The following is a 20,733-nucleotide window of genomic DNA, read 5'->3' as shown; positions in this document are numbered from 1 at the left end:
TCGGAAAGACCGTCTCAGGCGACGAAGGCTTAGCCTTCGATGATGCCGAGGACGTCGCTTTCCTTCATGATCAGCAGGTCTTCGCCGTCGACCTTGATCTCGGTGCCCGACCACTTGCCGAACAGGATCTTGTCGCCGGCCTTGACGTCGAGCGCGTTGACCTTGCCGTCATCGCCACGTGCGCCGGCACCGGCAGCGACGATCACGCCTTCCTGCGGCTTTTCCTTGGCGGTGTCGGGGATGATGATGCCGCCAGCGGTCTTGGCTTCGGCTTCGATGCGGCGAACGAGCACGCGGTCGTGCAGCGGACGGAATTTCATGTGAGCTTCCTCTTTGTGTTACGAATGGCTGCGTTAGCACTCAGCAACGGCGAGTGCTAACGACCCGGCGCATATGGTACCCGGCGTCGGAAGCGTCAAGGGCAGGATCGATGAATTTTCGATGTCAGCGCTACGCCTGGCAAATGCGCCGGCGGGCACGCCTGTCGGATAGCGCAAAACGCTTCTGCGTCGCAGTTGACGTTCTATCTTGTGCTTGCTGACTTTGCGGTTAACATGCGCTGGGCTTTTTCACGGGCGTCCCGCCGTAAAGGCGGTCTTCGCCAAATCAACAAGGGAGTGGCGATTATGGCTGAAGATTGGTCAATCGACGTCAAGAAATACGCACCGGATGCGGATGACAATGTCATCGCCGCCATCGTGCGCCATTGCGGCATTGCGCTGCGCAACCGCGACTCTTCGCTGGTGTCGTTCACCGACACTGCCGAAACCGACCTGGTGCGCGAAAGCTATTGCAAGAAGAAACTCGGCATCACCGATCCCGACTCGGTGATCGACGCCGCCATCGCCAAAGTCGGCGAGCGCATGAAGGCCGATCACACCAAGAACCGTGTGACGGTTTACTATCTGCTCGCCGAAGCCTTCGGCAAACTCGGCATCTTCGGTGCCGTTGCCGCACCGGTCGCAGCAGCCGTCGCAGCACCGGTTGCCGCCGCCGTTGCCGAGCCGGTCGCTGCACCGCGCGTCGCACCGCTCGCCGCCGTCCCCGAAGTCGCCGAAGCCGGCGGCAGCATGCGCTGGCTGTGGTGGTTGCTCGGCTTGCTGGCACTCGCCGGCCTGCTGTGGTGGCTGTTGCGTCCGAAGCCCGAGCCGGTCGTCGTGGCGGAAGTCACCGAAGCCGTGGTGCCGGCAGCGCCTGCAGCTGCACCGGTCGAAGCCGTCCCCGACGGCGCCGGCATTACGGCGCAGGAAGTCGAAGGCAAGCCGGAAGTTTCGGTGTATTTCGATACCGCCAAGACCGACATCTATCCCAACTTCGATGCACGCACCGAAGCCGTGCGCAAGTACGCGGCCGACCACGCCGGCAGCAAGCTGCAGGTATCGGGCTATAACGACCCGCGCGGCGACGCAGCGATGAACGCCGAGCTGTCGAAGAACCGCGCCTTCGCGGTCCGCGACGCGCTCGTCAAGCTGGGCGTGCCGGCAGACGCGATCGTGCTGGTCAAGCCGGTCGACACCACCGATGACACCGACTCGCTGGCCCGTGCCCGCCGCGTCGATATCACGGTTGTGGACGCACAATAGCGCTTAAGGCGGCAACGCCTGAGCAATGGACTGAAGCAATGGGTCGCGGCCGGGCAACCGGCCGCGACTTTTGTTTGTGGGGCCCCAGCTTCTTTGCAGAGCCAAGGTTGGCGCACTGTGGCGACGCCTGTATAGCTGCCTGATGATCCCCGACCCGAAAGCCCGACCATGAACGTGCTCCGCAAAATCTGGCACTTCCTTGTCGGCGTCAAAGATGCGCTGGCGCTGATCCTGCTGCTGGTCTTCTTTGCCGGTGTATGGGCGCTGATGCGCGGCGGCCCGCCCGCGACGGTGCCGACCGATGCGGCGCTGGTGCTGGCGCTCGACGGCCAGATTGTCGACCAGGCCAATGAACGCTCGCTGCTCGCCTCGATCGCCGGTGGCGGCGATGCGGCACGGCAGATCGAAGTCCGCAACGTACTGATGGCGCTCGACCGCGCCAAGACCGACACGCGCATCAAGGCGGTCGTGCTCGAACTTGATGCCTTCACTGGTGGCGGCCAGGCCAATCTGCAAGCCATCGGCCGCGCGCTGACCGCGCTGCGCGCCGCCGGCAAGCCAGTGGTCGCCTATTCGACCGCCTATACCGATGACAGCTATTACCTAGCGGCACACGCCAGCCAGATCTGGCTCAACCCGCTCGGCGGCGTACTGCTCACCGGCCCCGGCGGCACCAACCTGTATTTCAAAAAGGCGCTCGACAAGCTCGATGTCGATATCAACGTCTTCCGCGTCGGCACCTATAAATCTGCCGTCGAACCGTTCACGCGCAGCGAGGCCTCGCCCGAATCGAAGGCCGCGTCGCAGGCGCTCGTCGATACGCTGTGGACGAGCTACCGCGCCGATGTGTCGAAGGTCCGCCCCAAGGTCGACCTGCCGGCGCTGCTCGCCGACCTGCCGGCGCGGGTGAAAGCCGCCGGCGGCAGCCTGTCGCAGACGGCGCTTGCCGCCGGCCTCGTCGACCGCCTCGGCAGCCCCGAAGATTTCTACGGCACGCTGCGCAAGCAATACGGCGAGGGCGAAGACGACAGCATCGCCAGTTTCAACGGCATCTCGCTGTCGCGCTACCTGTCGGCGACCGCCGACCTGACCAAAAAGTCCGGCGACGCGGTCGGCATCGTCTATGTCGCGGGCGATATCGTCGACGGCTTCGCGCCCGCCGGCACCGCGGGCGGCGACACCATTGCCCGCCAAATCGACCGCGCGCTGAACGACACCGACATCAAGGCACTGGTCGTGCGCATCGACTCGCCTGGCGGCTCAGTCATGGCCTCCGAACGCATCCGCGAGGCGCTGCTGCAGGCGAAAGCCCGCAAGCTACCGATCGTCGCCAGCTTTGGGCCAGTCGCTGCCAGCGGCGGCTACTGGGTCGGCACCGCCGCCGACGAAATCATCGCCGAGCCTTCGACGATCACCGGCTCGATCGGCGTGTTCGCGGTGATCCCGAGCTTCAACCGCCTGCTCGACCGCGTCGGTATCGGCGCCGACGGCGTCAAATCGACGCCCTACACCGGCGCGCCCGACATCCTGCGCGGGCTGTCCCCCGACACCAAGCTGCTGCTGCAAGCCTCGGTCGAAGACATCTACCGCCGCTTCACCGGACTGGTGTCAGCCGCGCGCAAACTGCCCGTCGAACGCGTCGATGAAATCGGCCAGGGCCGCGTCTGGGCCGGCTCGACCGCCAAGGACCTGGGTCTCGTCGACAGCCTCGGCGGCCTCGATGCCGCGGTCGCTGCCGCCGCCCGCCGTGCGCAACTGCCCGCCGACGTCCGCACCGTCGATATCGAACGCCGGCCTTCATTGCCGTTCGAAATCCTGAGCAGCCTGTTCGGCGAGGAAGAAGAAGACATGAGCCAGCAAGCCGCAATCCGCGACCCGTACGCGCGGTTGGCACGCGTCGATCAGGCGCGCATCCTCGGCGGCCTCGCCCAGGCGCAAGCCGTCGCCAGCGGCCCGACGATGCAGGCCAGTTGCCTCGATTGCGCCGGCCTGATGCCGCCACGGGCGCTGGTGAAGGCGCCGTCGGGGTGGCTCGCAACAATTGCTGCGCTGGTAGACTAAGAGCCTCCGGCGGGCAGGGCCTAGGCCCTGCCCGCCGGAGGCTCTTACCGTCTGTATCCCGGCAACTTCAGATTGAACTTGATCGCCGCCGCGCGCAGCGCGAAGCCCGACAGCGCGCCGAGTATTCCGGCGGCGAGCAGCGGCACGCCCAGCACCGTCAACGCGACATAGACGGCGGCGCTGACGACCGCTGCCGAGATGTAGATTTCGGGGCCGAGCAGCATCGACGGCTCGCCGGCGAGTACGTCGCGGATGATGCCGCCGAAGGTTGCGGTCAGCACCCCCATGACGATGGCGACAAGCGGCGCCAGCCCGAAGCCGAGCGTTTTCGCCGCACCGACGACAGCGAATGCCGCCATGCCGATGGCATCGAGCCAGACGAGGGCGCGGCGCGGCCAGCGATCGGCGTGGATGACCCAGGCGAGTGCGGCGACGCCGAAGCACACCAGCAGATAGTCGGGCCGCCGCACCCAGAACACCGGCGCGCCGATCAGCAGGTCGCGCAGCGTGCCGCCGCCGATTCCGGTGATTGCCGCGAAAAAGGCGAAGGTGATGATCGTCTGCTTGGCGCGGGCGGCGGCGAGCGCGCCGGTCAATGCGAACACCGCGACGCCGGCGAAGTCGAGCAGCACCAGCGCCGGGCGCAGCTGTTCGATGGTGATTTCGACGGGGGCCATCTAGCGCCGCCGCCGCCGGCCGAAATAGACGAAGATCAGCACGATGCCGCTGATGACGCTGGTGGTGGACAACACTGCCGAGCCGATGAGCAGCGGGTGGTGGGTATCCTCGCGCGCGACCGGGTCAAGGATGTGCAGCCCCCAGAAGAAGTCATAGAAGCGCCACAGCCCGGTGCGGATCGACAGGATCGCACCATCGGCGCCGACGTAGACGCGGGTGCCATCGGCGAACGCAACGCGCCAGCCGGGCACGTTGCGGCGCAGTTCGAGCGGCGGGTTGGCGGGGTCGAGCAGGGTGACGGTGGCGGCACCGGTCAGCTTCGTGCCTGCATGCACCAGTGCCAGCGCATCGGGGGCGGTCAGCGGGCGCTGCGCCCCGCTGCGTGCATCGATCAGCCAGACGTCCTTGCCCTGTTGCAACCGGTAGACCGGCGCGCCGAGCAGGCTGACCAACGTGGCGCTGTCGACTGGCCGCGCGCTTGCGGCAACCAGTTGGTCGAGCGGCAGCAGGGGCCCCGCTCTCCGCAAATCGGGCGTGATCACCTCGCGGCGCAGAGGTTCCCCGCGGATGGTCTCAATCGGCCAGGCGGTCATTACCAGCCCGCTGACGGTCCACAGCAGCAACTGTAGCGCGACGAAAATGCCGAGCCACAGATGCGCGAAATAGAACCAGCCGCGCCAACTGCGACGGCGCGGCAGACCGATCTGCATCAGACGTGGATAGCCTTGCCGGTCACCGCCATCGCGGCTTCCTTGAGCGCTTCGGGGTGCGTCGGGTGGGCGTGGCATGTCGCGGCGATGTCCTCGCTCGACGCGCCGAATTCCATCGCCAGCGCGGCTTCGGCGATCATCGTGCCTGCCATGCTCCCGATGATATGGACGCCGAGCACGCGGTCGGTGGCAGCATCTGCCAGCACCTTGACGAAGCCTTCAGTGTCGCGATTGGTCTTGGCGCGGCTGTTGCCGGCGAACGGGAACTTACCCGATTTGTAGGCGATGCCCGCAGCCTTCAGCTCTTCCTCGGTCTTGCCGACGCTGGCGACTTCGGGGTGCGTGTAGACGACCGCCGGGATCACGTCATGGTTCACATGACCGTTCAAGCCGGCGATGTTGTCGGCGCAGGCAATGCCTTCGTCTTCGGCCTTGTGCGCGAGCATCGGGCCGGGCACGACATCGCCGATCGCCCATATGCCGGGCACCTTGGTCGAAAAATCGCCGTTAACCATGATGCGGCCACGGTTGGGGCCAGCGGCTTCGAGCGTCAGCCCGGTCGCTTCGATGTTGAGGCCGTCGGTATTCGGGCGGCGGCCGATCGACAGCAGTACGACATCGGCATCGATGGTCTCTGCCGCGCCGCCGGCGGCGGGTTCGACGGTGACGACGGCGCCCTTGCCCTTGCGGGTGACGGCGGTGACCTTGGTGGCGGTCTTGATCGTCATGCCCTGCTTCTTGAGCACGCGCGCGAAGGCGGTGGCGACTTCGATATCCATCGCCGGCACGATGCGGTCGGCGTATTCGACGACGGTGACCTTGCTGCCCAGCCGGCCCCACACCGAACCCATTTCCAGCCCGATATAGCCGCCGCCGATGACCACCAGATGCGCGGGCACCTTGGGCAGTGCCAGTGCCTCGGTCGAGGTGATGATGACGTCGCCGTCGGGTTCGATGCCCGGCAGGTTCGCCACTTCGGAGCCGGTAGCGATGATGAAGTTCTTCGCGGTGATCGTGCGGTCGCCGACCTTGACCGACTTGGCGTCGACAAAGCTGGCGGCGCCCTTGATCCATTCGACCTTGTTCTTCTTGAACAGGAAGGCGACGCCGTCGGTCAGTTCCTTGACGACCTTGTCCTTCTCGGCAAGCAGCTGCGGCAGGTCGAGTTCGACGGAGCCGAGCTTGACGCCGAACTTCGCCAGCCCGCCGCTATGCGCTTCCTCGTACAGCGCCGAACCGTTGAGCAGTGCTTTCGACGGGATGCAGCCAATGTTGAGGCAGACGCCGCCGAGCGTCTCGCGCTTTTCGATGCACGCGACCTTGAGCCCGTGCTGCGCCGCGCGGATGGCCGCGACATAGCCCCCGGGCCCGGCGCCGATGACGACGAGGTCGAAATCAAAATCAGCCATCTGGCGGCTCCTTACAGATCGATCAGCAGGCGCGCCGGGTCTTCGATGGCTTCCTTGACGCGGACCAGAAAGGTCACCGCCTCGCGGCCGTCGACCAGGCGGTGGTCATAGCTCAGCGCCAGATACATCATCGGCCGCGCGACGATCTGCCCGTCACGCACCACGGGGCGCTCCTCGATGCGGTGCAGCCCGAGCACGCCTGACTGCGGCGGGTTGAGGATCGGCGTCGACATCAGCGAGCCGAACACGCCGCCGTTGGTGATCGTGAAGGTGCCGCCGCTCATGTCGGCCAAGGTCAGCGTGCCGGCCTGCGCGCGCTTGCCGAAATCGCCGATGCTCTTTTCAATGTCGGCGAAGCTGCGGCTCTGCGCATCCTTCAGCACAGGCACGACCAGCCCGCCGGGCGACGATACCGCGATGCCGAGGTCGGCATAGTCGTGATAGACGATTTCATCGCCTTCGATGCGGGCGTTGACCGCGGGCACATCGCGCAGCGCCAGCACGGCGGCCTTGGCGAAGAACGACATGAAGCCGAGGCGGACGCCGTGCTTCTTCTCGAACAATTCCTTGTAGCGGGTGCGCGCTTCAATGACCGCGGTCATGTCGACGTCGTTGAACGTCGTCAGCATCGCGGCGGTGTTCTGCGCTTCTTTCAGACGACGCGCGATGGTCTGGCGAATCCGCGTCATGCGGACGCGTTCTTCGCGGCGCGCCGGGGCGGCGGCGGTGGCAGCGGTGGCAGGCGCGGCGCCGATGACCTTGGCAGTGCCGGCTTCGATCGCGGCGAGCACGTCGCCCTTGGTCAAGCGACCGTCGAGACCGGTGCCGGTGATGCTGGCAGCGTCGAGGTTATAGTCGCCGAGCAGCCGGCGCACGGCGGGTGCGATGGCTTCGGGTGCGGCGGCAGCGGGTGCAACTGCGGCGGGCGCTGCAACCGGTGCAGGTGCAGCAGCGACTGGCGCCGGCGTCGGCGCGACGGGCGCAGGTGCGGCAGCAGCCGGCGCGGCGGCAGGTGCAGCAGCAGGCGCAGCAGCGGCGGGCTTCGGTGCGGCACCGGCAGCACCGGCGTCGATCTGTGCAATGACCGCACCGACCGCCACGGTGTCGCCGACCTTGAACGCCTGTGCGGTCAGCACGCCAGCGACCGGCGACGGCACTTCGACCGCGACCTTGTCGGTTTCGAGGCTGACGATGGGCTCGTCGGCAGCGACTTGGTCACCGACATTCTTGAGCCACTGGCCAACGGTCGCCTCGGTGATCGATTCACCGAGCGCGGGGATAACAACATCGGACATCAGGCAGCCTTTGCTTTGGACTTGGTGGCAGCATCGCCACTGCTGGTCTGTTTGAACCCGGCGCGGATCGCCGCGGTGACACCGGCACGCGACGCACCCAGCGCTTCGGCGATGAGCTTGGCCTGTTCGGCGTTATGGCGGCGCATCAGCCCGGTCGCGGTCGACGCGGCCGCGGCACGGCCGGCATAGACCGGGCGCACACCCAGCGCGTCTTCGATTAGCGGGCTGACGAAGCTCCACGCGCCAGCGTTCTTCGGCTCTTCCTGCGCCCAGACCAGCGTCTTGAGGTTGGGGAATCGCGCCGCATAGCGCTTCACGACATCGGCGGGGAATGGATACAGCTGCTCGATGCGCAGCACATAGGTATCGGTCTGCCCCGACTTCTCGCGCGCTTCGAGCAAGTCGAAATAGACCTTGCCGGAACACAGCACCAGCCGCGTCACATCATCATCGACCAGCGCCAGCTTGTCTTCGAGGCAGCGGTGGAAGGTGTTGTCGTGGGTGAAATCCTCGATCTCCGACACCGCGCGCTTGTGGCGCAGCAGCGACTTGGGCGTCATGATGATCAGCGGCTTGCGGAACGGCCGCAGCATCTGGCGCCGCAGCGCGTGGAAATAGTTCGCCGGCGAGGTGATGTTGGCGACCTGGATATTGTCCTCGGCGCACAGCTGCAGGAAGCGTTCGAGGCGTGCCGAGCTGTGTTCCGGCCCCTGCCCCTCATAGCCATGCGGCAGCAGCATCACCAACCCGTTGGCGCGCAGCCACTTGCTTTCGCCGCTGACGATGAACTGGTCGATCATTGATTGCGCGCCGTTGACGAAGTCGCCGAACTGGCCTTCCCACAATGTCAGGCACATCGGGTCGGCGAGTGCATAGCCATATTCGAAACCGAGCACGCCGAATTCCGACAACGGGCTGTCGAGCACCTCGAAATTTTCGGACAGGCTGCGCAGTGGCACGTAGCGGCTGCCGTCGGTCTGGTTGATCCATACCGAATGGCGTTGCGAGAAGGTGCCGCGCCCCGAATCCTGCCCAGACAGGCGGACGCGGTAGCCTTCGACCAGCAGAGTCCCGAACGCCAGCGCTTCGGCGGTCGCCCAGTCGATATTGGTGCCGGTCTTGAGCGACTCGGCCTTGGCCTCGACGACACGCGCCAGCGTCTTGTGGATGTCGAAGCCTTCGGGAACCGTGGTCAGCGCCTTGCCGACCTGGGCGATTTCGGCGGCCGGCACGTCGGTGTCACCGGCGCGGCGCGCGGTTTCATCCTCGGTCGGCTTGCCGAGCCCGGCCCAGCGGCCTTCGAACCATTCGGCCTTGTTGGCCTTGAAGCTTGCAGCGTTTTCGAAATCGGTTTCGAGCCCGTCGACATAGGCGTCGATGGCGCCCTGCAACCAGCCCTTTTCGATGACGCCCTGCGCTTCGAGCCGCCCGGCATAAAGCTCGCTGACCGGCGGATGCTTGCGAATGACCGCGTACATCAGCGGCTGGGTGAAGCTCGGCTCGTCGCTTTCATTGTGGCCGAAGCGGCGGTAGCACCACATGTCGATGACGACATCGCGCTTGAACTTCTGGCGGAATTCGGTGGCGACCTTGGTCGCGAAGGTCACGGCTTCGGGATCGTCGCCGTTGACGTGGAAGATCGGCGCCTGGACGATCTTGCCCATGTCCGACGGATACGGCGACGAGCGCGCGAACTGCGGGCTGGTGGTGAAGCCGATCTGGTTGTTGACGATGAAGTGGATGGTGCCGCCGGTGTTGTAGCCGCGCAGCCCCGAAAAGCCGAAGCATTCGGCGACGATGCCTTGGCCGGCGAACGCCGCGTCGCCGTGCAGCAGCACCGGCATGACATGCTCGCGTTCGAAATCGCGCTTGATCGTCTGCGTCGCGCGGACCTTGCCGAGCACGACGGGGTCGACGGCCTCGAGGTGCGACGGGTTCGGCACCAGCGACAGATGCACTTTGTTGCCGTCGAATTCGCGGTCGGTCGAGGTGCCGAGGTGGTACTTCACGTCGCCCGAGCCGCCGATGTCGTCTGGGTTGGCCGAGCCGCCGGCGAATTCGTGGAAGATGACGCGGAACGGCTTCTGCATGACGTTGCCAAGCATGTTGAGCCGGCCGCGATGCGGCATGCCGAAGACGATTTCGTTGATGCCGAGGCTGCCGCCGACCTTGATGATCGATTCCATCGCCGGGATCATCGATTCACCGCCGTCGAGCCCGAAGCGCTTGGTGCCGACGTACTTACGGCCCAGGAACTTTTCGAACTGCTCGGCTTCGACGATCTTAGTCAGAATGGCCTTTTTGCCGTTCTGGGTGAACTGGATTTCCTTGTTGCGGCCTTCGAGCTTTTCCTGAAGGAAGCGGCGTTCCTCGACATCGTTGATGTGCATGTATTCGACGCCGACGTTGCCGCAGTAGTTGGCGCGCAGGATGCTGACGAGTTCCTTGACCGTCGCATACTCAAGCCCGAGCGGACCGCCGATGAAGACCTGGCGGTTTTGGTCGGCTTCGGTGACGAAGCCGTGATATTCAGGGGTCAAATCGGCGGGCAGCTCGCGCTTGGTCAGCCCGAGCGGATCGAGGTTGGCGGCCAGATGCCCGCGCACACGGTAGGTGCGGATCAGCATCAGCGCGTTGATCGAATCCTGCGCGGCACGCCGCACGGCGTCGGCATCGGGGGCTGCGGCCGGCGCGGCTGTCTTGGCGGCCTTGGGCGGCAAGGCGATACCGGCGGCATCAACCGCGCTGGTCAGCGCATCGGCGGGTACCGGCGGCCAGTCACGACGCGCCCAACTCGGGCCGGCAACATCGTCGGCTTGGGGCAACAGGCCTTCAAAATCCATCGCTCGGTCTTCCTGCAACACTCGCACGCAATCAGCCTGTGTATTAACCATGTGGCGCGCAGCGGTCTACCCGCGCCTTGTTGCATGGCTGCTATGTTTAACGACCGGAACGCCGGTAAGGATGCAGTCCCGGCGCTACTCGCGATAATTGAGTTCGAGCAGCACGCCATTGGGTTCATGCACGAACAGCTGGCGCAGGCCAATCGGCGCAATGTCGCGGGTGCGATACGCCAGCCCCAGACGTGCCAGCCGCGCCAACATCGCGTCATAGCCGTCACATTCGAACGCGACATGGTGGAGCACGCCGGTGTCGGGGCGCAGCGGCCGGTCGGCATCTTCGGCAAACGTCGCGCCGGGCCGGGTGATGTGGATGACCGGCCGGTCGGCGTGGTCGAACATCCACGTCACTTCTGCCATGTCCATGCCCGGAAATGGCGGTTTTGCGCTGAGTTCTAGGACGTCGGTGAAAAAGCCGGCGGTCTCGGCGACGGCCGTCGTCTGGATGTTGACGTGGTCGAGTGTCTTGACCGTCACCATCGCCGAGTCCCTTTGTTAGCCGTTGAGCAGCGCCAGCAGCGTCGTGCCGAGTTCGCTGGGCGAATCCGATACACGAATACCGGCGCGCTTCATCGCGTCGATCTTGTCCTCGGCGCCGCCCTTGCCACCGGCGACGATCGCGCCGGCGTGGCCCATGCGGCGCCCCGGGGGTGCCGTGCGGCCGGCGATAAAGCCGACGGTCGGCTTCTTGACCTTGTTGAGGCGCAGGAACTCGGCGGCTTCTTCTTCGGCACCGCCACCGATTTCGCCGATCATGATGATCGACTTGGTTTCGGGGTCGGCGAGATAGAGTTCGAGCATGTCGATGAAGTTGGTGCCGTTGACCGGATCGCCGCCGATGCCGACGGCCGAGGTCTGGCCGAGGCCGACCGCAGTGGTCTGGTGGACAGCTTCATAGGTCAGCGTGCCCGAACGCGACACGACGCCGACCGAGCCCTTCATGAAGATGTTGCCGGGCATGATGCCGATCTTGCATTCGTTCGGCGTCAGCACGCCGGGGCAGTTCGGGCCGATCAGGCGCGACTTCGAGCCCGAAAGCGCGCGCTTGACCTTTACCATGTCGAGCACCGGAATGCCTTCGGTGATGCAGACGATCAGCGGGATTTCGGCGTCGATGGCCTCCAGGATGGCGTCAGCAGCGCCCGGCGGCGGCACGTAGATCACCGAGGCATCGGCGCCGGTGCGTTCCTTGGCTTCGAGCACGGTGTTGAACACCGGCAGGCCGAGGTGCGTGGTGCCGCCCTTGCCCGGTGCGGTGCCGCCGACCATCTTGGTGCCATAGGCGATGGCGGCTTCGGAATGGAAGGTGCCCTGCTTGCCGGTGAAGCCCTGGCAGATGACCTTGGTGTTCTTGTTGACGAGAATGCTCATGGGTCAGGCTGCCTTCTTCACTTCGGCGACGATCTTGGCCGCCGCATCTCCGAGATTGTCGCCGCTGATGATCGGCAGACCGCTGTCGGCGAGGATCTTCTTGCCGAGTTCGACGTTGGTGCCCTCAAGGCGCACGACCAGCGGCACCGAAAGGTTCACTTCCTTCGCCGCGGCGATGATGCCCTCGGCGATGATGTCGCAGCGCATGATGCCGCCGAAGATGTTGACCAATATGCCCTTCACCGCCGGGTCCTTGAGGATCAGCTTGAAAGCATTGGTGACCTTCTCCTTGTCGGCGCCGCCGCCGACATCGAGGAAGTTCGCCGGCTCGGCGCCGTTCAGCTTGATGATATCCATCGTCGCCATCGCGAGGCCGGCGCCGTTGACGAGGCAGCCGATGTTGCCATCGAGCTTGATGAACGCCAGGTCGTACTTCGACGCTTCGACTTCGGCGGGGTCTTCTTCGGTCAGGTCGCGCAGCGCGACGAGATCGGGGTGGCGATACAGCGCGTTGCTATCGAAGCCGACCTTGGCATCGAGCACCAGCAGCTTGCCGTCCTTGGTGGTGGCGAGCGGGTTGATTTCAATCTGCGAGGCGTCGGTGGCGACGAACGCGTTGTAGAGCTGTTCGACGACCGAAATGCACTGCTTGTAAAGGTCGCCCGACAGGCCGAGCGCGAAGGCGACCGAGCGGCCATGGTGCGCCTGGATGCCGGCAGCCGGATCGATGATGAAGGTGTGGATGCGCTCGGGGGTGTCGTGCGCGACGGTCTCGATGTCCATGCCGCCTTCAGTCGAGGCGACCAGCGCGATGCGGCCCGAGCCACGGTCGACGAGCAGCGCGAGGTAGAATTCCTTTTCGATGTCGGCGCCGTCGGTGATGTACAGGCGGTTGACCTGCTTGCCGTGCTCGCCGGTCTGGATCGTCACCAGCGTGTTGCCGAGCATGTCCTTGGCGTGGGCGCGGACTTCATCCATCGAGAAGGCGAGGCGAACACCGCCCTTGGCGTCAGCGGGCAGCTCCTTGAACTTGCCCTTGCCGCGGCCGCCGGCGTGGATCTGCGACTTGACCACCCACAACGGCCCGGGCAGCTTGCCCGCCGCCGCGACGGCTTCGTCAACGGTGAACGCGGCATGCCCCGCGGGGATCGGAACGCCGAACTTGGCGAGCAATTCCTTGGCTTGGTATTCGTGGATGTTCATCGGGTCATCACCTTCTGTTCGGTGTCCCGGCGCGCGCCGGGACCCAGTCCTGTCGGCCGGCGCGCACGCCGGAAAGCCGGACGATTAGTTGAGCGACGGATCGATCGCCTTGCAGGCGACCAGCAGCTCGCGCACCGCGTCGCACGACTTCTGGAAGCCGGCCTTCGCCTTCGCATCGAGCGGGATTTCAACGATGCGCTCGACGCCGCCGGCACCAATCACGATCGGCACGCCGACGTATAGGTCATCGACGCCGTACTGGCCCGACAGATGCGCGGCGCACGGCAGCACGCGCTTGAAATCCTTGAGGTACGATTCGGCCATCGCGATGCCGCTGGTGGCGGGGGCGTAGAACGCCGAGCCGGTCTTGAGCAGGCCGACGATTTCGCCGCCGCCCGACGCGGTGCGCGCGACGATGGCGTCGATCTTTTCCTGCGTGCTCCAGCCCATCTTGATGAGGTCGGGGATCGGGATACCGGCAACAGTCGAATACTCAACGACCGGCACCATCGTGTCGCCGTGGCCGCCGAGCACGAACGCGGTGACGTCCTTGACCGAGACCTGGAACTCTTCGGCAAGGAAGTGGCGGAAGCGCGCCGAATCGAGCACGCCGGCCATGCCGCAGATCATGTGGTGCGGCACGCCCGAAAATTCGCGCAGCGCCCAGACCATCGCGTCGAGCGGGTTGGTGATGCAGATGACAAAGGCGTTCGGCGCGTGCGCCTTGATGCCTTCACCGACGGCCTTCATGACCTTCAGGTTGATGCCGAGCAGGTCGTCGCGGCTCATGCCGGGCTTGCGCGGCACACCGGCGGTGACGATGCAGACGTCGGCGCCGGCGATGTCGGCGTAGTCGTTGGTGCCCTTGAGATTGACGTCAAAGCCTTCGACGGGGCCTGACTGCGCCAGATCGAGCGCCTTGCCCTGCGGCGTGCCCTCGGCGATGTCGAACAGCACGACGTCGCCCAGTTCCTTCGCGGCGGCGAGATGCGCCAGCGTGCCACCGATCATGCCAGCGCCGATAAGCGCAATTTTGTTGCGTGCCATGGGGGTCTCTCTTGGGTCTAGAGTTGGATTGCGCCGTTCGGATAGACCGGTTGACGCGCCCGTGCAACCGGCAGAAAACGGCCATGGGCGGAATGACAGCGATAGCTGCAACCATCGTGACCATGACGCGCCCGATTGGGGGAATTCGCCATGACCGATTATCCTGTTGGCCGCAGCCGCCTCGTCTGGGTCGCCATCGTGGCCGGCCTGATGACGCTGGCCATCGCCAGCCTGTTTCCGGCGCGACCGTTCGTTTACTGCGAGGGTATCGGCAATCCGCTGCCCAATGCGGCGCTGAGCGCGTTCCAATTGGCGCGAACCCCCGAACAACTGGCGGTGGCGCTTGGCTGCCCTGAACGCGTGGCGATGCTCAACGGCATGAATACGCTCGATCTGGCGGCGTTCATCCCGGCGTATGGCGCTTTCCTGCTGTTCGGCGCGGCGGTGCTGGCGCACGGGCAGTTGCGGACACTGGCGTTCGTGCTGATTGGCGCCGGCGTCGTCGCCGACATTGTCGAAACCGCGACGCAGTTGTGGATCGGGGCGCGCTGGCCCGAGCTGTCGCCGGCGATGCTGCCGTTGCTCGCGGCGGGCAGCACGATCAAATTCGCCGGCCTCAGGCTTGGCGGTGCCGTGCTCGGGCTGGCGCTGCTGCGGCGGCGTGGCCTTATCTATAAGTTGCTCGGCGCCGTCATCGTCGTGACCAGCCTCGGTTCATTGCTGCTGTTTGCCGGCGTGCCGGGCACATCACTGGCGATTGGCGTGTCTTGGGTAGCGCTGCTGCTGGCGTTGATCCTCAGTGCGATTCGGCGGCCGCGACACTCGCCAGCGTCGGCGGGCGCTTGAGGAACATCGGTACGATCGCAAACACGACAAACAGCCACGACAGCACCGTGAAGCAATCGGCATAGGCCATCACCATCGCCTGCTCCATGACCTGATGGCCGATTTCGCGCATCGCCGCCGCCTCGGGGTCGGCTAGGCCCTTTTCGGTCGCCAGCGCGGTCAGCGCATCGACCTGCGCCTGCACTTCGGGGCGCCCCGGATTGACGCTTTCCGCCAGTCGCCCCCAGTGCAGATTGGTGCGCCACAGGATGATGGTATTGATCATCGCCAGCCCGATGGCGCCGCCGATGTTGCGCATCAGCGTGAACAGCCCGCCGGCGTCCTTGATATACTCCATCGGCAAGGTCGCGAACGAGGTGACGCTGATCGAGGTCAGGCAGGCAATCAACCCGACACCACGCACCACCTGCGGCAGGAACAACTGCGCGAAACGCCATTCGTCGGTGATGCCGCGCGTCAGCCAGGTCGATAGCGCCAGCATCAGAAAGCCGAACAACAGCACGCGGCGCGGGTCGCTACGCCGCGCCAGCATCCCCATCAACGGCGCGACAAACAGCATCGACAGCCCGGTCACCCATAAAGTCGCGCCGATCTGCCCGCTCGACAGCAGCGCGATGCGCGCCAGAAACACCGGATACAGATAGACCAGCCCGTAAAGCCCGATACCGACAATCGCGCCGAGCATCCCGCCGAACAGGAAGTTGGTGTTGGCGAAGACCTTGAGGTTGACCACCGGCTCGACGACGGTGAGCGAGCGCCAGAAGAAGATTACCGCCGCAACCGTCGCGATAACAAACACCGTGAACACCGTGCCGTCGGCAAACCAGTCGCGGCGCGCGCCTTCCTCGAGCACATAATCGAGCCCGCCGAGGAAGAATGCCATCGCCACCAGCCCGATCAGGTCGATGCGGCGCAGCAGCGGCAGATTGGGCCTATCGACATCGACCAGCGCCCACACGCCGAAAGTGATGATGACGCCGGGGATGATGTTGACGAGGAACAGCCAGTGCCAGGTGGCGACTTCCGAAATCCAGCCGCCGAGCGCCGGGCCGATCGTTGGCGCCATCGTCACGATCAGGCTGACCGCCACCGACACGCCCGACTGGCGGCCGCGCCCGAACATCAGGAACATCGCCGAATACATCGTCGGGATCATCGCGCCGCCGACAAAGCCCTGCAGCGACCGGTAGACGATCATCTCGTTGATCGAGGTGGCGGTCGAACACAGGATCGACGCGATGGTGAACCCAGCCGACGACAGCACGAACAGCCATTTCGTCGACAGCGCCCGCGCCAGAAACCCTGACAGCGGGATCATCACCACTTCGGACACGAGATAACTCGTCTGCACCCAGCTGATTTCATCCGCCGATGCAGCCAGCCCGGCCTGGATCTGCGTCAGCGACGCCGAGACGATCTGGATGTCGAGGATCGCCATGAACATGCCGAACGCCATCAGCAGGAAGCCGATGAGCTGCGGCCATGGCGGCAGTCCCGAAGTGGCGTCGGGCGTAACCGGAGCGTCGCCGTCAGCGGTGGCGGCGGCGCTCGCCATCAGCTGCCCGGCGTGCCGCGCACGTCGATTTCAGCTTCGACCGACATGCCCGGCACCAGCCGCAGCCCGGCCGGCAGCGGGTCGAGCGCAATCTTGACGGGTACGCGCTGGACGATCTTGGTGAAGTTGCCGGTGGCGTTTTCGGGCGGCAGCATCGAAAACCGCGAGCCGGCGGCGGGCGACACCGACAGGATGCGACCGGTGACATGCGCATCGGGGAAGGCATCGACGGTGATGTGCGCCACCTGCCCCGGCACCATCCGGCCGATCTGGGTTTCCTTGAAATTTGCCACGACATAGACCGATGCCAGCGGCACCAGCACCATGACCTGTTGGCCGACACGGACGAACTGCCCGACACGCACGGTGCGGTTGCCGATGACGCCGTCGAACGGCGCACGCACCACGGTATTGCCGAGGTCGAGCTCGGCCGAGTGCAGTGCCGCAGTCGCGCCGGCGCTCGCTGCACGGGCGCCGCCCGCGCCCGACATCGCGGCGGTGCGGTTGGCGCGCGCCGCGGCGACATTGGCCTGCGCCTGTGCGACCGCGGCCTCGCGGCTGGCGGCTTCGGCGACCTTTTGCTCATAGGTGGCGCGCGGCACCCAGCGTTCGGCGAGCAATTGCTCATAGCGCTTGCGGTCGGCTTCGGCGCGTTCGGCCTCGGCGCGCGCCGACGCCAGCGCAGCTTCGGCGGCAGCAATGGTCGCGCCCTGCGCGGCGGCGGTCGAGGTGGCGCTACCGATGGCAGCTTGCTGGCGCGTCACTTCGGTGACCAGCCGGTCGCGCGTTGCGCCATAATCGGCGGGGTCAAGTTCGAGCAGCGTGTCGCCACGCTTGACCGACTGGTTATCGGTGACCGGCACCTTGGCGACATAGCCCGAAATCTTCGGCGCGATGACCGCGATATCGGCTTCGACATAGGCGTTGTCGGTGTGCTGCAGATAGCGGCCGTTGGTGTACCAATAGATGCCGAAACCGATGCCGGCGAGCAGCAGTGCGGCGACGAGAATGATGAGAATGATCCGGCGCAACGGCGTGTCCCCAAAGGCCGACGCGTTTTGCGTCTGACTCAGTTGGGTCATTCTGTTGCGCTGTCAGCGGCGAAACGCAAGCCTCAGCCGTGGCCGAGCGCCAGATAGTCGGCCGATTGCATCTCCATTAGCCGCGACACAGTGCGTTCGAATTCGAAGGCGCCGTCGCCTTCGGGGTAGAGGTCGCGGGGCAGCGCGTCGGCGGCGATCAGCAGCTTGACCTTGTGTTCGTATAGCGCGTCGATCAGCGTCACGAAACGTGCCGCCTCGTTGCGCAACTCGCGGCTGAGTTTGGGCACGCCGACCAGAATCACCGTATGATAGTGGCGCGCGATCGCCAGATAATCCGCGGCGCCGAGCGGCTTGCGGCACAGCCGGCTGAAGCTGAACACCGCGACACCCTTCAATGCCTTGGGCACCAGCAGCGTCCGCCCGCCGCCGACATCAAGCGTTTCGGTCGGCACATGCGCGCGGTCTTCGACGGGAAAGTCGGTCAACCGGAAGAACGCCTCGCTGAGTGCTGCGGTCGCGGCGTCGCCGTTGGGGGTGTAATAGGTCGCCATGCCGCCGAGCCGGTCGAGCCGGTAATCGGTCGGGCCGTTCAACGTCATCACGTCGAGGCGCGCCTCGATCAGCGCGATGAACGGCAGGAACAACTGGCGGTTGAGCCCGTCCTTGTAGAGGTCGCGCGGCGGGCGATTCGAGGTCGCGACGATGACCACCCCTGCCTCGAACAGTGCCGTGAACAGCCGCGACAGGATCGCCGCATCCGCCACGTCACGCACCTGCAATTCATCGAAGCACAGCAGCTTCGCCGAGGCCGCGACCTGCGCGGCCACGACGGGAATCGGGTCATCGCCCGACTTTTCGCGGTGCGCGTGGATCGCCGCATGGATATCGAGCATGAATTCGTGGAAATGCACGCGGCGCTTGGGCGCCACCGCTGCCGCGCCATAGAACAGGTCCATCAGCATCGACTTGCCGCGCCCGACAGCGCCCCACAGATAGATGCCGCGCGGCACCGGCGGTGGTGCCGACTTGAACAATTTGCCGAGCAAACCGCTGCGCGCCGGCGGTGCGGCAAGCGCCGTCGCCAGCGCGTCAAGCCGCGCCGCAGCCGCCGCCTGTTCGGGATCGGGACGGAGTTCGTGGGCCGCGAGAAGGGCGCGATAGGCGCCGAGCACGCTGGTTGCGCCGGGGGCTTTGCTCACGCCGGACGCGTCGCCTTGAGCACGGGGACGCCGCTGGGCGGGCGCGGGATCTTGCGCATCGTGCCGGTGAACGAGCAGACGACCGCGTCACCCTGCTTGAGCAAGCCGCGCACGAAGATCATCTTGCCGGTTTCCTTGAGGATTTCGCCGGTCGCGTCTATCGGCTCACCGACAATGCCGGCGCCCAGGAAGTCGGTGGCGCAACTCAGCGTCACCGCGCCCGAATTTTCAAGCTGCGGCGCGATGAACGCGAACATCGCCATGTCGATGAACGACATCAGGAAGCCGCCGTGCAGATAGCCGAGGCCGTTGGAATGGCGCTTGTCGGTCGCCATCCGGCCCTGGATCGTGCGGTCGGGCAGGCGCCGGAAATAGAAATTGCCGAGCAGGTCGGAAAAACGGCCTTCGTTCTCGCGGTGCCAGATGTACCAGCCTTCGAACTCGCCTTCGGTGATGCGTATGGGGGGCATGGCGCGTTGATAGTCGGGCTTTGTATTGCAATGCAACAGAAACCGGCCGGTTCAGCCTGCGCGCGACGACCTTGGCGCGAGAGCTGGGGGCCGAAAGCAAGCATCTTGCCACAAGCTGCCGCCGACGCGAAAATGTTGAATGGACGAAAAAGCGAACCCTGCCATTTTCGAGGAGGATGCCGCCGAAGCGCTCAAACGGCGCGTCAGGGCCGACCTCGGTGTGGCCATCAAACAGCGCCACGCGGCCGCCATCAGCGCGCTGCGTTCGCTGATGGCGGCGCTCGACAATGCACAAGCAGTGCCCACCGACGCGCAGCATGTGCGCTATGTGCCGCGCGACTTTGCTGACCGGTCAGCGGAAGTTGCGCGCCTGAAGCTGACACCCGCCGACGTTGCGCGCTTGGTTGCGCACGAGGTCGAATCGCGGCACGCGGCCGCGGCACAGATGGCCGAGCATGGCAGATCCGACCACGCCGAGAAGCTGCTCGCCGAAGCTGCCGTGCTTAAAGTCTATGTCGAGGCTGATGTGCCGACGCTTTGACAGCCGCAACCCAACCAGGCCTCAGAATTCGACGTCGAGTTCTTCCATTTCCTCGGGCTCGGCGGCGGCCGCCTTGATCCATTCGCGCATCAGCGGCCAGGCGTCGATGGTCGCGCAATAGGCGGCACTGACCGGTGAAATCGCGACCGCATAGGTGATGAAGCGGCGGGTGACAGGGGCGAACATCGCGTCGGCTACGGTCGGCTTAGCGCCGAACAGGTACGGGCCGCCATAAGCCGAAAGGCATTCGGCCCAGATGGTTTCGACGCGGTCGATGTCGGGGCGGGCGCCGGCGAAGATGCGGAACTTGGCGTGCTTGGTGCGCAGATTCATCGGCAGCGCCGAGCGCAAATTGGCGAATCCCGAGTGGATTTCGCCCGAAATCGACCGGCAATGCGCGCGTGCGACACGGTCGGCGGGGAAAAGTCCGGCATCGGGGAAGATTTCGTTCAAATATTCGGCAATCGCCAGGGTGTCCCAGACGCTGACACCGTCGTGCGTCAGCCGCGGCACCAGCACCGACGGCGACAGCAGCAGCAGCTCGGCGCGATTGGTGGCGTCGTCGATCGCCACCTTGCGCTCGTCGATCTGCAGCCCGGCCATGCGGCACAGCAGCCAACCCCGCAGCGACCATGACGAGTAGTTTTTGCTCGACAGCGTCAGTTGCGCGCGTTCCGGGGCCTTGGCCATGTGACTCTCCTGGGCGGGGGCGGACGCCGGCCCCACAAAAAATAAACGCGCCGCTTGAAATATTTTATGACGCAGTGCAGCATTTTATGCACTAATCAATCGACAAGGGAAGTGGGCGCGATACGATTATTG

General features: G+C 65.3%; 19 protein-coding genes. 4 read left to right on the top strand and 15 right to left on the bottom strand.

The window, feature by feature from the left end:
• Window positions 1-29: 29 nt before the first annotated feature.
• Window positions 30-320, bottom strand: coding sequence for a co-chaperone GroES (locus EUV02_RS09515; protein ID WP_135245994.1), 291 nt, complete (start codon window positions 318-320; stop codon window positions 30-32).
• 306 nt (window positions 321-626) lie between these two features.
• Here EUV02_RS09515 and EUV02_RS15790 point away from each other — a divergent pair, with 306 nt between their 5' ends.
• Window positions 627-1,583: a DUF2853 family protein gene (locus EUV02_RS15790; RefSeq protein WP_207790152.1), complete on the top strand. Its 957-nt coding sequence runs from the start codon at window positions 627-629 to the stop codon at window positions 1,581-1,583.
• A 168-nt stretch (window positions 1,584-1,751) separates the two neighbouring features.
• Window positions 1,752-3,644, top strand: a complete 1,893-nt coding sequence (sppA, locus tag EUV02_RS09495) for a signal peptide peptidase SppA (protein ID WP_135245993.1) — start codon at window positions 1,752-1,754, stop codon at window positions 3,642-3,644.
• A 44-nt stretch (window positions 3,645-3,688) separates the two neighbouring features.
• Here the strand turns inward: sppA and EUV02_RS09490 are convergent, their stop codons facing one another.
• From EUV02_RS09490 to mdh, 9 genes are all read right to left on the bottom strand, one after another.
• On the bottom strand, window positions 3,689-4,321 hold the full coding sequence (locus tag EUV02_RS09490) for a trimeric intracellular cation channel family protein (protein ID WP_135245992.1): 633 nt from the start codon (window positions 4,319-4,321) through the stop codon (window positions 3,689-3,691).
• The gene (locus EUV02_RS09485; protein WP_135245991.1) at window positions 4,322-5,032 is read right to left on the bottom strand and encodes a hypothetical protein; all 711 of its coding nucleotides are present in this window, start codon (window positions 5,030-5,032) and stop codon (window positions 4,322-4,324) included. It abuts the gene before it with no gap.
• Window positions 5,032-6,441 (bottom strand): dihydrolipoyl dehydrogenase, encoded by a 1,410-nt coding sequence (gene lpdA / locus EUV02_RS09480; RefSeq protein ID WP_135245990.1) that lies wholly within the window; start codon window positions 6,439-6,441, stop codon window positions 5,032-5,034. The genes EUV02_RS09485 and lpdA overlap by 1 nt, the downstream gene beginning before the upstream one ends.
• A gap of 11 nt (window positions 6,442-6,452) precedes the next feature.
• A complete protein-coding gene (gene odhB, locus EUV02_RS09475) occupies window positions 6,453-7,739 on the bottom strand; it encodes a 2-oxoglutarate dehydrogenase complex dihydrolipoyllysine-residue succinyltransferase (protein WP_135245989.1) in 1,287 nt (428 codons plus the stop codon).
• Complete coding sequence (locus EUV02_RS09470; protein ID WP_135245988.1) at window positions 7,736-10,579, bottom strand: 2-oxoglutarate dehydrogenase E1 component; 2,844 nt, start codon at window positions 10,577-10,579, stop codon at window positions 7,736-7,738. Before EUV02_RS09470 ends, odhB begins: the two co-directional genes overlap by 4 nt.
• Before the next feature lie 135 nt (window positions 10,580-10,714).
• The gene (locus tag EUV02_RS09465) at window positions 10,715-11,116 is read right to left on the bottom strand and encodes a VOC family protein (RefSeq protein ID WP_135245987.1); all 402 of its coding nucleotides are present in this window, start codon (window positions 11,114-11,116) and stop codon (window positions 10,715-10,717) included.
• Window positions 11,117-11,131: 15 nt separating this feature from the next.
• Entirely contained in the window at window positions 11,132-12,007 is an 876-nt protein-coding gene (gene sucD / locus EUV02_RS09460; RefSeq protein WP_135245986.1) for a succinate--CoA ligase subunit alpha, read from the bottom strand.
• A gap of 3 nt (window positions 12,008-12,010) precedes the next feature.
• Window positions 12,011-13,210, bottom strand: a complete 1,200-nt coding sequence (gene sucC, locus EUV02_RS09455) for an ADP-forming succinate--CoA ligase subunit beta (protein ID WP_135245985.1) — start codon at window positions 13,208-13,210, stop codon at window positions 12,011-12,013.
• Window positions 13,211-13,294: 84 nt separating this feature from the next.
• Window positions 13,295-14,257 carry a malate dehydrogenase gene (gene mdh, locus EUV02_RS09450; RefSeq protein WP_135245984.1) on the bottom strand — a complete coding sequence of 321 codons (963 nt, stop codon included), beginning with the start codon at window positions 14,255-14,257 and terminating at the stop codon, window positions 13,295-13,297.
• Window positions 14,258-14,407: 150 nt separating this feature from the next.
• Here mdh and EUV02_RS09445 point away from each other — a divergent pair, with 150 nt between their 5' ends.
• Window positions 14,408-15,103, top strand: a complete 696-nt coding sequence (locus EUV02_RS09445; protein WP_135245983.1) for a hypothetical protein — start codon at window positions 14,408-14,410, stop codon at window positions 15,101-15,103.
• Here EUV02_RS09445 and EUV02_RS09440 read toward each other — a convergent pair.
• From EUV02_RS09440 to EUV02_RS09425, 4 genes are read right to left on the bottom strand one after another with little or no spacing between them, the layout of a single operon-like run.
• Entirely contained in the window at window positions 15,054-16,658 is a 1,605-nt protein-coding gene (locus EUV02_RS09440) for a DHA2 family efflux MFS transporter permease subunit (protein WP_135245982.1), read from the bottom strand. The genes EUV02_RS09445 and EUV02_RS09440 overlap by 50 nt on opposite strands.
• Window positions 16,658-17,740 (bottom strand): HlyD family secretion protein, encoded by a 1,083-nt coding sequence (locus tag EUV02_RS09435; RefSeq protein WP_135245981.1) that lies wholly within the window; start codon window positions 17,738-17,740, stop codon window positions 16,658-16,660. Before EUV02_RS09435 ends, EUV02_RS09440 begins: the two co-directional genes overlap by 1 nt.
• A gap of 32 nt (window positions 17,741-17,772) precedes the next feature.
• Complete coding sequence (gene zapE / locus EUV02_RS09430; RefSeq protein WP_243445845.1) at window positions 17,773-18,900, bottom strand: cell division protein ZapE; 1,128 nt, start codon at window positions 18,898-18,900, stop codon at window positions 17,773-17,775.
• On the bottom strand, window positions 18,897-19,370 hold the full coding sequence (locus tag EUV02_RS09425; protein WP_135245980.1) for a PaaI family thioesterase: 474 nt from the start codon (window positions 19,368-19,370) through the stop codon (window positions 18,897-18,899). The genes zapE and EUV02_RS09425 overlap by 4 nt, the downstream gene beginning before the upstream one ends.
• 139 nt (window positions 19,371-19,509) lie before the next feature.
• On the opposite strand from EUV02_RS09425, the gene EUV02_RS09420 reads away from it, so the two are divergent.
• Complete coding sequence (locus EUV02_RS09420; RefSeq protein ID WP_135245979.1) at window positions 19,510-19,911, top strand: GatB/YqeY domain-containing protein; 402 nt, start codon at window positions 19,510-19,512, stop codon at window positions 19,909-19,911.
• Between the two features lie 21 nt (window positions 19,912-19,932).
• On the opposite strand, the gene EUV02_RS09415 is transcribed toward EUV02_RS09420, so the two are convergent.
• A complete protein-coding gene (locus EUV02_RS09415; RefSeq protein WP_135245978.1) occupies window positions 19,933-20,601 on the bottom strand; it encodes a glutathione S-transferase in 669 nt (222 codons plus the stop codon).
• Window positions 20,602-20,733: the final 132 nt, after the last annotated feature.

Source organism: Glacieibacterium arshaanense, from assembly GCF_004681125.1.
Taxonomy (GTDB): Bacteria; Pseudomonadota; Alphaproteobacteria; order Sphingomonadales; family Sphingomonadaceae; genus Polymorphobacter_A; species Polymorphobacter_A arshaanense.
Note: the sequence above shows the minus strand (reverse complement) of the source record. Positions and strands in the feature narration are given on the sequence as shown.